Annotated in this window: 8 protein-coding genes; 1 reads left to right on the plus strand and 7 read right to left on the minus strand. The window is 71.9% G+C overall.

Going from position 1 to position 12,941, the window contains the following annotated elements:
- The first annotated feature begins 162 nt into the window (after positions 1-162).
- Positions 163-420 (plus strand): hypothetical protein, encoded by a 258-nt coding sequence (locus WMF20_RS08585; RefSeq protein WP_129573885.1) that lies wholly within the window; start codon positions 163-165, stop codon positions 418-420.
- Between the two features lie 98 nt (positions 421-518).
- Here the strand turns inward: WMF20_RS08585 and WMF20_RS08590 are convergent, their stop codons facing one another.
- From WMF20_RS08590 to WMF20_RS08620, 7 genes are all read right to left on the minus strand, one after another.
- Entirely contained in the window at positions 519-977 is a 459-nt protein-coding gene (locus tag WMF20_RS08590) for an SRPBCC family protein (RefSeq protein ID WP_437612270.1), read from the minus strand.
- A gap of 163 nt (positions 978-1,140) precedes the next feature.
- Positions 1,141-1,944 (minus strand): phosphatase PAP2 family protein, encoded by an 804-nt coding sequence (locus tag WMF20_RS08595; RefSeq protein ID WP_437612272.1) that lies wholly within the window; start codon positions 1,942-1,944, stop codon positions 1,141-1,143.
- Complete coding sequence (locus tag WMF20_RS08600; RefSeq protein WP_437612274.1) at positions 1,941-3,560, minus strand: M16 family metallopeptidase; 1,620 nt, start codon at positions 3,558-3,560, stop codon at positions 1,941-1,943. Before WMF20_RS08600 ends, WMF20_RS08595 begins: the two co-directional genes overlap by 4 nt.
- Positions 3,561-3,563: 3 nt before the next feature.
- On the minus strand, positions 3,564-5,300 hold the full coding sequence (locus WMF20_RS08605; RefSeq protein ID WP_437612276.1) for a M16 family metallopeptidase: 1,737 nt from the start codon (positions 5,298-5,300) through the stop codon (positions 3,564-3,566).
- Positions 5,301-5,399: 99 nt separating this feature from the next.
- Positions 5,400-7,874: a lysyl oxidase family protein gene (locus WMF20_RS08610; protein WP_437612278.1), complete on the minus strand. Its 2,475-nt coding sequence runs from the start codon at positions 7,872-7,874 to the stop codon at positions 5,400-5,402.
- A 145-nt stretch (positions 7,875-8,019) separates the two neighbouring features.
- Entirely contained in the window at positions 8,020-9,813 is a 1,794-nt protein-coding gene (locus tag WMF20_RS08615; RefSeq protein WP_437612280.1) for a DUF4397 domain-containing protein, read from the minus strand.
- Between the two features lie 43 nt (positions 9,814-9,856).
- Complete coding sequence (locus WMF20_RS08620) at positions 9,857-12,784, minus strand: hypothetical protein (protein WP_437612281.1); 2,928 nt, start codon at positions 12,782-12,784, stop codon at positions 9,857-9,859.
- Positions 12,785-12,941: the final 157 nt, after the last annotated feature.

Consider the following 12,941-nt stretch of genomic DNA (forward strand, 5'->3'; position numbering starts at 1 on the left):
CGCGAGGTCACGCCGCTGCGACGATCGAGATCTCGCCCTCCGTGGAAGAGCACGAAGGTCGGTGCCGCCGCCGCGTGACGCGGCATTGCGAGGAACGTGGGGCCGGCGCCCGCCTGGCAACCAGGGGCTTTACAGTCAGCGATCGGGCTCCAGGGTGACATCATGAAACCCACGAAAGAGCACGCAGGACCGCGCAAGCAGGCTGAGCAACACGTCGGCAGCGAGCAGCAGGCGCCGGGGGCGCCGACGCGGCACCTCGACGACGAGACGACGCAGGGATCGAGCGACGTCGAGAAGATCGCTCGCCAGCAGGGCGCCTCGCAGCGGGGATACACGGCGGACGGGCCGCACGAAGACCGGCCGGCGCAGTTCGATCCGGCGCACCCGGGGGGACGGCCCGAGGGCGATCCGCGCCGCTGACGCAGGGCAGCGGCTGATAGCCGTGCGCGGCGCGACGGCCGTGCGCGGCGCGACGGGCGCGCCCGGCGATGGCCGCCGCGGTGGCCATCGCGGTGGGGCTACTGCGGCGGGGCCTCGCAGGCCCGCCGCGTCACCTCGTGGCGGTAGTCGAACATCCGCTCCAGCTTGCGCCGGACGAAGCGGCCGCCGCCGAGCCGGCCGAGGGCCCCGAGCGGGAGTTCGTACTCCACGTGGTCGGTGAGATAGCAGCCGCCCGAGCCGTCGGGGTCCGTGCGGTGGGTGTGGACCCAGCGCTTGAAGGGGCCGCTGCGCTGCGCGTCCTGGAACATCCTGCCCTGCTCGTACCGGGTGTGCTCCGCGACCCAGCGCACCGGGACGGGGCCGACGCGCGATTCCAGGACCACGCGCGCGCCGACGAGGATGCCGCCGGTCTTCTCCAGGACGCGCGCCTTCTCCCACGGGGGTATGAGCCGCTCCAGCGCGTCGGGTTCCTCGTGGAAGGCGAAGACCCGCTCGGGGGGCGCGGCGATGCGCGTGCGCTTCTCGAAGATGGGCATGGCGCGAGCATGGATCGCGGCCCGCCGGCCCGCCCGCGCGCGCCGGCGCCTCCAGCCGCGCGCCGGCGCGCCGCCCGTCGCCCTCGAACGCCGCCCGCCCTCTGGACGCGACGGCACGCGGGAGAGGACGGAGATGTCGGATCGGCGGCGCGCGCCCGATCGTTCAGAACGTCCACGACCAGGTGAACGTGGCCGGCTCCGGCGTCGGCTCGGGCGGCGGGCCTGCCGCATATGGCGCATCGCTCGGCGCGATCGGGTGGATGGCCGCGATCGCGAAGCCCGTCACGTGGCCCAGGATCATGCCGGCGCCGACGTCCTGCCACGAGTGCGCGCCCGAGCCGATCCGCAGCGCCATCGTCACCACGGTGGCCGCCTCGGCGATCGCCAGCGCGCCGAGGCGCGGCGCGGCGTCGCCGGTCGTGCGCAGCGCGAGGTTGAGCCGCGCGCCCGCGATGGCGGCGACCGGGGTGGTGTGGCCCGACGGGAAGGCGTCGAAGTCGAGGTCGGTGTCTCCGCATCGATCGGTCCGCCACGAGCGCGGCCGGCACCGGCCCGACAGGCGCTTGATCATGCTCGAGAGGCCGGTCGACAGCGCCGCGGCCTCGACCTCGATCAGCGACGTCCTGAGCGCCCGCGAGAAGGGGCGGCGGACGCCGGCGCCCGCGAGGTAGCTGCCCTCGAGCGCGTACCCGCTGCCGAGGACGAGCAGCGTGCCCACGGCGGCGCCGGTGATGTCGCTGACGAGGCCGATGGTCTCGTCGCGCTCCTCGCTGGAGGCGGCGCCCCACGTCGAGCGGCGCTGGGGGAGCAGGTACGCCCCGAGCGAGGCCGTGCAGACGGCGGCGACGGCCACCTCGCCACCCGGCGCTCCGAACGCCCAGTCGGGCGCCGCCGGGCCTGCCTGCGCGGCGGCCGTCGTGCTCCACACGAGCGCGCACGCGCCGGCGAGCGGCGCCGCGGCTCTCACGGCTTCTTCGCTGCGGGGGGAGCTGCCGGCTGCGCGGGCTTGCCGGCCTGGGGCGCCGCGGGCTTGCCGGCCTGGGGCGCCGCCGGCTGGCCGGCCGTCGCGCCCGGCGCCTTCTGGACGATGACCTCGCCGAGCTGCAGCGCCGAGAGCTGCCCTTCGACGGCGCCGGCGTCGCCCACCAGCACGACCCGGAGCTGCTCGGGCACGAGGTACTTCTGCGCGACCTGCTGCACGTCCGCGGGCGTGATCCGCTGGATCCGCGCCGGCCGCGTCGCGAACTCGTCGAGCGGCAGATCGTAGACCGCGAGGCTCGCGACCGTCGACGCGGTCGCGCCCGCCGTCTCGAAGCGGGCCGGCAGCTGGCGGATGAGGTTCGCCTTGGCGTCCGCGAGCTCCTCGATCGTGACCGGCTCCCTCCGCATCCGCTCGATCTCGGCGAGGATCTCCTTCACGGCGGGGCCGGTGTTCTCCCGCACGACGGCGCCGGCCGCCGAGAACGGGCCCGCCCCGTGGCGCATGTCGAAGCTGGAGCGCGCGCCGTAGGTGTAGGCGTGCTTCTCGCGCAGGTTCAGGTTGAGCCGGCTCGAGAACTGCCCGCCGAGGAGGGTGTTCATCACGAGGAGCGCGTCGTAGTCCTTTGTCGCGCGCGGCACGCCCGGCAGCGTCACCGTCACCGACGACTGCGTGAGCCCGGGCCGGTCGACGATCACGACGCGCGGCGCGCCCGCCGCGAGCGCCGGCGGCTCGGCGGGGAGCTCCGCCTTCGCCGGGACGGGCGGCGCGCCGAGCGGGCCCTTCCAGGCGCCGAAGACCCGCTCCACCTCCTTCACCGCGTCGGCCTTGGTGATGTTCCCGGCGATGGCGACGGTCGTCAGCTCCGGCCGGAACTGCGCGGCGTGGAACCGCGCGAGGGCGCCCGCCGTGATCTTCTTCAGCGCCGCCTCGGTGCCGATCAGCGGCGCGCTGTACGGGTGACCTCCGGGGTAGAGGACCAGGCCCTGGGCGATGGAGAGGAGCGACGCGGGCCGGTCGTTCAGCTCGGCGAGCTGGGTGATGCGGCGCGATCGCTCGCGCTCGATCTCGGCCGGCGCGAACGCCGGGTTCATGTACGCGTCGCCGAGCAGCGTGAGCATCTCGCCGAAGCGCGGCGTCAAGCTCTGGCCCTGCACGCCGCCGCCGTCGAAGTTGACCCCGGACGAGAAGCTCGCGCCGAGCTTGCCGAGCGCGTCGCTGAACTGGAGCGCGGTGCGGGTCTTGGTGCCCTGCGTGAGCATCGCCCCCGCGAACGCGCCGACGCCCGGATCGGCCTGGTCGGCGCCCCGGACGGTGGTCACGTCCACCGCGACGATCGGCAGCTCGTGCCGCTCCACGACGAGGACGCGGATCCCGTTCGCGAGCTTCGCCTCCTCGATGCGGGGCGGCACGAAGACCACCTCCGGCCCGGGGGGCGGCGGCGATCGACGGAACGCGTCCGCCGGCGCGGGCGGCTGCGCCGCGGCGGTGGGCGGCGCGGGCGGCGCCTTGGCGGTCGCGGCGGGCGGCGCCGGCGGGTTCGAGGCGCAGGCGGCGAGCGCCGCGGCGGCGAGCGAGACGGAGAGGATTCGTTTCATGCGCATGGCTCAACCCCCCTTCGGCGCGGCCGTGCCGGCCGCGGGCTTGTCGACGGCGGGCTTGTCGCCCGCGGGCTTCTTGATGGCCGGCGCGGGCTCGGGCCGGTCGGCCGCCGGCGCTGCCGGCGCCGCGGGCGCCGCCGCCGCGGGCGCCGCCGCCGCGGGCTTCGCGCCCGCCGGCGCAGCGGCCGCCGACGCCGCCGCGGGCTTCGCGGCCGCCGGCGCAGCGGCCGCCGGGGTGGGCTTCACGAGGCGCCCGGCCTTCGGGGCGCCCGGCTTCGGCGTGACGAGCGCGATCACGCGCCTGCCCTGGGGCAGGAGATCCGCGGCCGCCTTCTGGAGGTCGGCGGCCGCGACCTGCTCGTACCTGGCCACGTCCTTCGGGAAGTACCCCGGATCGCCGGCGAGCTGGTTGTAGTTGTTGATGGCGTTCGCGCGGTTGGTCACCTGCTCCATGCCGAAGATCAGGTCCGAGAGCAGCTTCGCCCGGGCCCGGTCGTGCTCGTCCTGCGTCGGCGGCGCCTTGCGCAGCTTCTCGAGCTCGGCGTCGATCAGCTTCAGCGCCTGCTCGGGCGACTTGCCCTTCTTCAGCGTGGCCGTGATCTGGAAGGTGCTGGCGAGCTGGCTCGACTGCTGGGCCGCGAACACGTCCTGCGCGATCTGGAGATCGTAGACGAGCTTCTTGTAGAGCCGGCTCGTCTTGCCCGAGGCGAGGACGTTGGCGACGAGGTCGAGCGCCGCGTCGCCGGGCGCGAACATCGGCGGCGTCACCCAGCTGATCGTCACGCGGGGCAGCTCCACGTCCGCCTCGATCTCGAGGCGCTTCTCGGTCGCGAGATCGCCGGGGTCGGGCTTCGACACGACGGGCGGCGGGGCGCCCTTCGGGATCGGGCCGAAGTACTTCTCGACGAGCTCCTTCGCCCGGGCGCGATCGATGTCGCCCGCCACGACGAGGGTCGCGTTGTTCGGCACGTAGAACGTCTTGAAGAAGGCCCGGACGTCCTCCATCCGCGCGGCGTCGAGGTCCTCGGGCGTGCCGATGGTCAGCAGGTGGTAGGGGTGGCTCTCCGGGAACATGGCCGCGCGGAGGAACTGCGGCACGAGGCCGTACGGCGCGTTCTCATAGTTCTGGCGGCGCTCGTTCTTCACGACGTTGCGCTGGCTCGCGAACGTCTCCTCGTTCGCGTGATCGAGCAGCCACCCCATCCGGTCGCTCTCCAGCCAGAGCGCGAGCCCGAGCTCGTTGGCCGGGACGGTCTCGAAGTAGTTCGTGCGGTCGGCGTTGGTCGTCCCGTTGCGATCGCTCGCGCCGGCGCGCTCCAGGTACTTGAAGAACATGTCCTCGCCGACGTGCTTCGAGCCCTGGAACATGATGTGCTCGAAGAGGTGGGCGAAGCCGTTCTTGCCCTTCGGCTCGTCCTTGGAGCCGACGTGGTACCAGAGGTTGACGGCGACGACGGGCGTGCGGCGATCCTCGTGCAGGATCACCTCGAGCCCGTTCTCCAGCGTGAACTTCTCGACCGGGATCATGACGCTCACGCTGGTCGTGGCCGGCGTCGCCCCGGCCGGCGCCGGCGCGGCCGGCTTGGCCCCGGGCGCGGCCGCAGCGGGCTGCGCGGCCGCGGGGGCTGCGGCGGGGGGCGCGGCGTAGCCGGGCAACGTCAGGCCGAGCGCGGCGACGAGCGCGCTGGACAGGGACGAGAGCGCCCGGAGGCGCCTCCGTTCGGACGGATGGTTGGCTCGCATGGGCGCGGTTCTAGCGCAGATCGCCCGAGGCCGAGCGCAAACTTCGCCCGTGGAGAGGGAGGAGCGCCGCCGCGCGGGTCACGCCGGCGGCGCGCCCGGTCAGAAGAACTGCGTGACGAAGAGCTGGTACGGCCCGAAATCCACCGGCGTGCGTCCGCTCACGGTGATGGAGCCGAGGCCACCTCCCAGCCGCAGCCCGAAGATCGAGGCGTTGGCGCCGTCCGGCGCGCCGGCGCACGCGTTGGCCGCGGCGGAGCACTGGACGTTGACCGGATTGCACGCGTCGTCCGCGGTCTTCAGCCTCATCGGGAAGTCCGTCAGGCCGCACGAGGACACCAGGATGGGGACCCCCGGGCATACGGGGACATAGTACGGCTGCTCGGGGCTGCTCGGGCCGCACACGGACGCTGGAGGGATCGGCGCTCCGGTGGTGTCTCCGCCGATGAGGCCGCTGCCCGCGATCACCTCGGCGCGCTCGCCGAGGCACGTTGGGCGCTCGAACCGGAGGCGCACCAGGCCGGAGTCCCCGGGCCTCACGGCCTTGACCACCACCGTGTAGGTACCGGCCGGGAGCTTCGCCGCGAAGTGCGCGCCCAGCATGCGATCGCCGCAGCTCCGGGCCGCGCAGCCGACCGGGGCGCCGCCGCACCCGTCGCCCTCGAGCACCGCGAGCACCGTGTCGATCTCGGATTCCAGGGTTCCGAGGTAGACGACCTGCTCGGACGGCAGCGTGAACCGGAAGAACACCTCGCCGCCCCCGCCGCCGCACGAGAGGGCCACGTCCGACGTGTTCTCCGCGGTGATCTGCGCCGCGTAATCCATCGACTCCGCGAGCTCCCCCGGCGTCTCGCAGCTGTCGGCGCCCGGGATCGGCGCGCAGCCGTCGTCCGGCACGCCGTTGCAGTTCTCGTCGACCTCGTTGCCGCACACCTCGGGGAGCGGCACCACGCACCCCGCGCCCCCGCAGCCGTTGTCGGGGACCCCGTCGCAGTCCTGGTCCACGAGGTCCCCGCAGATCTCCGGCTCGGGCACGCAGGCCGTGTACGCCGGGACGTGGACGGGCACCTCGACCACGTTGTTCTCGATCGACTGCTCGGCGACCGCGCCGGCCGGGTTGACGGCGACGCGGAGGATGTAATCGCCCTCGGGCACGTCCGTCACGTCGACCCACTGGCACGGCGTACCGACGGGGTAGATGTCGGCCCACCCCGCGCTCAGGAAGTTGCACCCCGTGCCCCCCGAGGTCGGGAAGCCCGGCGGCGCCGGGGACTCATAATCGAGCGGATCCATGTCCGTCAGGCAGAACGCCTGCTTGTGGCCCTGCGCGATGACCTCGCCGTCCGCGTCGACCAGCCGGTAATCGGTGAACTCCCTGAAATGGAAGTGCCCGTGGCACTGCGCGTACTCGAAGAGCGGGTTGTCGAACTCGGGACCCGGGTCGAGGTGGCCGGGGCCTGCGTTCTCGATGCGCCCCTCGAACTGGAGGAGGTGCCGCCTGCCGGGGCCCGCGATGCACCCTTCCACGATCTCGCACGCGTCCGCGGCGAACGTCTGGTACGAGAAGTGGACCGTGTCGACGATGCGCTCCTTGTTCGGGCGCAGGTCGGGCACCATGCAGACCCCGTCCGTGCACGCGTGGCCGCTCGGGCAGCACGCGCCGCCGCACATCGTGCCGTCGCAGGCGGGGTAGTCGACGGGCAGGACGATCGTGTTGTTGTCGAAGCTCGCCTCCGCGATCGCCCTGTTCGGGTTGACGGTGATCTCGAGCTCGTAGAGCCCGGCCGGCACGCCGGTCACGTCGAGGGCGTTGCACGCGACGGTGCCGGGCTGATCGACGCGCTCTCCGGGGCCGAGGCCCTGCGCGTTGCAGCTGTACTGGCCGCCCTGCATCGCGACGCAGCGCGCGTCGAGCTCGGCCTCGGCGACCGTCGCCTCGCCCTGCGTGAGGCGCGCGCGGAAGAAGCGCGGGACGACGTAGCTGTCCTCGCAGAAATTCGGCTCGAACACGGCGCTCTCCGAGGGCACGCCGAGCTCGAGCGGCACGTCGCCGGCGTTCCTGAGCGAGACGTTGAAGCGCATGAGCGCCCGCCGCCCGCTCGCGCCGACGCAGCCGTGCAGCAGCTCGCACGCGTCCTCGCCCACGGTGATCGCGGCGAACGTGACGGGCTCTCCGCCCTGCGCGGGCTCGAGCACGAGGTCCGCCGCCGCGCAGCCGCCGTCCACGCACGCGGCGCCGGCGCTGCAGCACGCCGCGTCGCCGCAGGCGCGCGCCTCGTCGCACGCGGCCGTGCAGCCCGACGGCTTGCCCTCCGCGTCGATCTGGCACCGCGTGCCCTCGGGGCACACGAGGTCCGAGCCAGGGCAACGGATGCCCGCGGGCGCACCGCCGCCGCCGTCGCCGCCGCCGGCTCTGCCGCCGTCGCCGCCGGCTCCGCCGGCTCCGCCGCTCCCGCCGTCCCCCGAGCTGCCGCCTCCTCCCGTGGCCGAGGGTGGCTCGGTCGGCCCGTCGTCGCCGCACGCGGCGGCCGCGAGAAGCCATGATCCCATCAACAGCGCGCCGACAACTTTCTTCATGTGCACCCTGGTCGGGAGGAATGGACGCGCAGCGCGCGCCGGGCGGCGTCCGCCGCTGCGGCAGGCCGTCAAGCAAGCTGCGTATCGTAGCGGTGCGCGGGGAGGAAATCAGTATGGTCGAAGATGTGCGCAGGATTCCGACAGGTCAGGGGCTCGGCAGCGGCCACGGGAGGGCCGCGGGGAAGGCGCCGAAGTTGCTCAGGAACACGATCTGCGCGGAGCTCGCAGGGTCGGATGAGCCCCAATCTCCCAGGAGGACAGCGGTGTACCAGTGCGTCGGCAGAGATCCCGAGAAGCTCCGGATGGCGTCGGCCGAGCGAACCCCGAACCACTCCCGGTCGGCGGCGCGCGGCGCCACGAATTCGACGCCGGTGCTGGCGCTCGCTGACGCGTACGCGACGCCCGTGAGCACGGGTGTAAACGTGTCACCTCGGGTCCCGTCTTCATGGATCGACCAGTGGCCGAGATCCACCGAGGGCGCTGTCGCCGAGGCGTTGATCAACATAGCGCGCGAGGTGGTGAGCGTCCCGGGCATGTCCGGCTGAACCTTCCACAGCTTGAGCTGCAGCGCCTTGTCGCCTGTCTCTCCGGTGGTGCCGACCAGGCCTCCCAGGTAGATCGTGCCGGGGTCCAGTGGGCCCGTCCGCTGACCGTCGACCACGCTGTCACCCGGGCCCCCCTCGCCGGCGCCGGAGCCGGGCGCGACGAGCGAGAGCGTCGACTCACCCGGCGGCAGATCGGTGTACGTCGGCGCCTGCGCATAGCTCAGGTTGATGGCGATCCTCTCCGTGCCCGAGTACACCTCGAGGGGCGACGGCGTGGGCGGCAGCGATGCGTGGAAGAGATAGACGAGCGGATCCCGTTTGACGAACACGGCAGGCGAGTCGTCCCCCGCCGGGACGATGAGCAGCCCGTGCGCGCGCGCGTCGTCGACGACGCGGGTCGGCTGCCCGGTCTCGATGACGAAGTACGATCGCCCGGCGACGAGCGATGCCGCGGGGAGCGTGAACGGCGCCTGACCCGTGGGACCGAAGGCCCTCGGCGCGGTGACCGTGATCGACCGGGTCGACAGGGGCACGAGCAGGCCTTCTGGGGCGCTCGCGCTGAACCAGTCGAGCGCCGCGGCGGCCGTGGCGCTTCGGTCGATGTAGAACGATTTCGGATTCCGTGAGTTCGAATCGACGTTCACGAAGCGCAGGGCGGCCTCATTGCATGAAGGCGTCGTGAACTTCTCTTCCATGATGAGAAGCCGCGGCGCCGTCTCGTCGGTCGTGCCCAGGATCCCGACGGCCACGATCGTATAGCGCGCCCCGGTGGCGACCGTCATTGGATCCGCCGAGATCGTGAGCGCGTCGCCTGCGCCGGCGCCATCACTCTGCACCGAGAAGGTGATCGCGCCCGCCGTGACCCTAGCGTACCTCGTGACGGACGCAGCGACCATGCCGGGCGACACTGCCTCGATGTCGGGCACTGGTGCCCCGTTCACGTGAAGGCGGAGCGCAGGCGGGTCGCCGTCCCCCACCGGGGTGTTCGTGCGATTCGGCAAAAGGGTGTTGATGAACCGGACCTTGGGCTCAGAGTCGGTGTCCGGCGGTAATCCACACTCCTCCGGATCGCCGCCGCCCGTGCCGCCGGCGCCGCCCGTGCCGCCAGCGCCGCCCGTGCCGCCGGCGCCGCCGTCAGAGCTGCCGCCAGCGCCGCCCGTGCCGCCGGCGCCGCCGTCAGAGCTGCCGCCAGCGCCGCCCAGGCCGCCGGCGCCGCCCGTGCCGCCAGCGCCGCCATCAGAGCCACCGCTCGACGACGCGCCGGCGCTGGTGCTCGTGGTCCCCGCTGTGCCTTGGTCCTGAGGTGGTGAGGTATCGTCCCCACAAGCGTTCGTGAGGACCGAAAGCCCGCTCAGCGCACCCACTACGATCAGCCGCTGTTGACGTGTCTTCATTGCACCAGATCTCCATGTAGGGAATCGCATGCGCCGGAGCGATTCACTCCCTCGGGAACTTCAGCTCGCAGGCGTCACGCGGAACCGCGATGACTCCATTCGTCAGCTCGTCACGCATGTAGATGTAGGCCATCACGCCGGCGTTGAAGACGGCTCTCCGGAGCCATGCATCGACATCCGGCGAGCTCGCGTCCGCGGCGCGGAGGTCGTCCGTGAGAGGGTTCCCGAGCGTGCACACGTCTCTCCACATGGGCACGCCGAACTCCGGGGCCACGGCATTGCTCAGGATGAGACCCCAATCTCCGCTCGCGGCTGCGGCGTCGTACGTGGCTCCGAACCGATGCGCATCGGTGCGGATCTCATCGCAGACGGCGCGCGCGACGCCGAGCATGTTGGCCTTCGAACGCTTGAAAGCCTCTTTCGCGCTCGCCAGATCGAGCGGGATCGGCACCGCGGTCACGATCCGATTGTTCACGAAGACGTTGAAGAACGTCCTTTCCTCCTCCGGGGTACGGCCGAACGAGACGGTGGTGCCCCCGGTCGCCATCCAGACGAGGTACTTCGCCGCCCCGTCGGGGCCGAGGTCGTGCTCTCCGGCGTCGGGCCCATGGAACGTGGCGAGGTTCTCGTTGGGTGCCCAGCGCGGGCCGAAGAGCCCGTCGGGGAAGCTCGCCACCCTCGCCCCGGAGGTCGCGCGGAGCGCCCTGGACGCGCCGGTCTGGGCGTCTCCGTAGATTCCATGACAGTTCGCGCAGACGCCGGCGTAGATATGCTCCCCCGGGGTTGCCCAGTAGATCGCGCTCCACGGCTGGAGCGGCCTCCCGGTCCCCGGATTGATCATCCACGGCTCCACCGTATCGGGCTCTGGTGCGTCCCCCGGGAATGCGCAGCGTGGGGCGAAGAACCCCTGAGCGTAGACCTTCTTCGCCAGCGCCTCGTGCTCGCTCGTCACCTCCTCCGCGCGGATCCAGTCGTCGAGCTTCGTCTTCCAGTCGATGTTGCGCGGGACGTACGGGTAGCGCTCGGTCGTGTCCTCGAGCACCCACCCGATGGCGCGGTGCTGCTCGCAGTCGTGAAGGGCGCGCGCCTCCGCGGCGTCCGCCGCGCGCATGGCGAGCTCGATCGCCTCCGGATCCGCCGGCGCCTCCTGTCCGCCACGCTCGTAATCGCGCGGCACCGACGCCCACCAGCGCGCCACGAGGACCGGCAGGCGGCAGTCCACCGACGCCGTGTGCATCGGCATGTGGAGGTTGAAGAAGGAGCCTATCTCCTCGTTTTCCACGGGCAGGCCGAACTCGCGGAGGGTCCACGCTCCCGTGGGCAGGACGACCCGACGATAGATCCCTCCGCCCGGTATGGAGTTCTGGATGGCGAGCTCATCGAAGGAGCTGGGCGGAGAAGGGAAGTAGGGCAGCCCGTCAGAGCCGGTGGTGTTCAAGGGAAACCCGAAGATGCTCCCGCCCGGAGACATGTCCAGGCCTCGCAGCGTCGCCTTGCTCGCCACTGCATAGCCGCGCGGGTTATGGCAATGGGCGCAGTTGCCCGCCATGTAGGCCTGCATGTTCAGCTCGTCGGCGTTGCGCGGCCGGCGGGGCAGCGCGGACTCCTCGAGCTTGGGGAAGTCGGCGGGCGTGAGGGTCGTCGACGTGCCGCGCACGACACCGTACGCGAGGAGGCGCTCGAGCTGATCGAGCTCGTCGGCGAGCACGTCCGGCGTATAGACGCCGCCTTCCCCTCTCGGACGCCTGTGGAGCTGGAAGGGCGTGATGCCGAGGACGAAGCTCTCGCTCTCCGAGCCCGAGTGGCACGCCACGCATCGCGTCGCGCCGGGCACGGCGTAGCTCTGCAGTGCGCCGGTGGTCTCGTCGGCCGTGTAGGGGCGGACGTAGTCGGGGAACGGCTCTCCGTTCAGATAGAGCTCCCTGCTGTCCGGTGACGCCGGATCAAGCCCGGTCCCGAGGAGCTTCGCGCCCGTCTCCTCCGCGTTCCACACGTACGTGCCGAAGATCGCGTCCTCGGCCCGCTCGCGCGTCACGATGATGCGCGTCTCCATCTTGCGGTATCGCGTGACGCCGTCGGGCTCGACCACGGCCCTGAAGAAGGTCTTGTAGAAGCGGGTGTTCGGCGGGATGCGGAGGCTCTTCGTCTCCGGGTCGTACGTGATGGCCTGTCCCGCTGGGACGTGCACGAAGCGCAGCTTCGCCGCGTCGTCCGACCAGAGAGGGTAGGTCGGCGCGTAGGCGAAGGTCCCCCGGCGCGCGAGCACCTCGGCGTCCAGCGAGACGAAGTCGGTCTCCGGCAGCTTGACCGGGAGATCCTCGAACGATCGCATCGCGGCGAAGCGCTCGTCGAGCTCCTCGTCCCGGCCGGCGATCTTGGCGTCGGGGATGCAGCTCCCGAGCTCGGTCAGCGCGTCGCCGACCTCGCGCGGCGTCACGATGTCTCCGCCCAGATCGACCTCCATGTCGCCCTTCGGGAGGACGTACGTGCCGGCGGGGCACCCCTGCTCGATCCACGCCTGCAGCCGCCGGCCGAGCGCCTCTTGCCCGCCGATCATGTAGGGCATGTCCCCGCTGAGCATGACGTCGACGGGCGTCTTGCCGCTCTTGCCGCGCGCGTTGCACAGGTTCTCCGGGGTGCCCGTGTAGGAGAAATCTCCTTGCTCCGCTGGGGCCTTGTGGCAGTTGCCACATTGAATCTCGATCTCCCCCGAAAGGTTGCTGAAGGTATCGAGGGCCTCTTCGACCGTCGCCGAGTGGCGCTGAGGGATCTGTTCGTGCGATCGGGCCGGGGCACATGGAGGCGATTGCGTGCCCCCGTCACCGCCGGTGCCGCCGGTGCCGCCACCGCCGCCGTCACCATTGCCGGTACCACCGCCGCCGCTGGTGCCCTCCGGTGGCGAGACTTCACTGGCGTCGTCATCCCCGCAGCTGTACCCGGCCAGCGACACGATCCCGAGCAACAGCACCATCGACCTCATCGTTCCCCAATGCCGAGCTTGACGCATCTGCCCACTCCCCGGGTGCGCAGCGGCGAGACCTACCGCCACGACGGCTGAAATGGCATTGGTGAGCCCCGGGAACAACAGCGAATGCCGGTTGTCACGGATCCGTGACGTCATTGCGGTG

This window comes from Sorangium sp. So ce834 (genome assembly GCF_051521425.1).
GTDB lineage: Bacteria > Myxococcota_A > Polyangia > Polyangiales > Polyangiaceae > Sorangium > Sorangium cellulosum_D.

What these genes read in the sequence shown, in the direction of transcription:
- WMF20_RS08585 (WP_129573885.1), top strand. Translation starts at nt 163, where the DNA reads ATGAAACCCACGAAAGAGCACGCAGGACCGCGCAAGCAGGCTGAGCAA.
- WMF20_RS08590 (WP_437612270.1), bottom strand. Translation starts at nt 977, where the DNA reads ATGCCCATCTTCGAGAAGCGCACGCGCATCGCCGCGCCCCCCGAGCGG.
- WMF20_RS08600 (WP_437612274.1), bottom strand. Translation starts at nt 3,560, where the DNA reads ATGCGCATGAAACGAATCCTCTCCGTCTCGCTCGCCGCCGCGGCGCTC.
- WMF20_RS08605 (WP_437612276.1), bottom strand. Translation starts at nt 5,300, where the DNA reads ATGCGAGCCAACCATCCGTCCGAACGGAGGCGCCTCCGGGCGCTCTCG.
- WMF20_RS08610 (WP_437612278.1), bottom strand. Translation starts at nt 7,874, where the DNA reads ATGAAGAAAGTTGTCGGCGCGCTGTTGATGGGATCATGGCTTCTCGCG.
- WMF20_RS08615 (WP_437612280.1), bottom strand. Translation starts at nt 9,813, where the DNA reads ATGAAGACACGTCAACAGCGGCTGATCGTAGTGGGTGCGCTGAGCGGG.
- WMF20_RS08620 (WP_437612281.1), bottom strand. Translation starts at nt 12,784, where the DNA reads ATGGTGCTGTTGCTCGGGATCGTGTCGCTGGCCGGGTACAGCTGCGGG.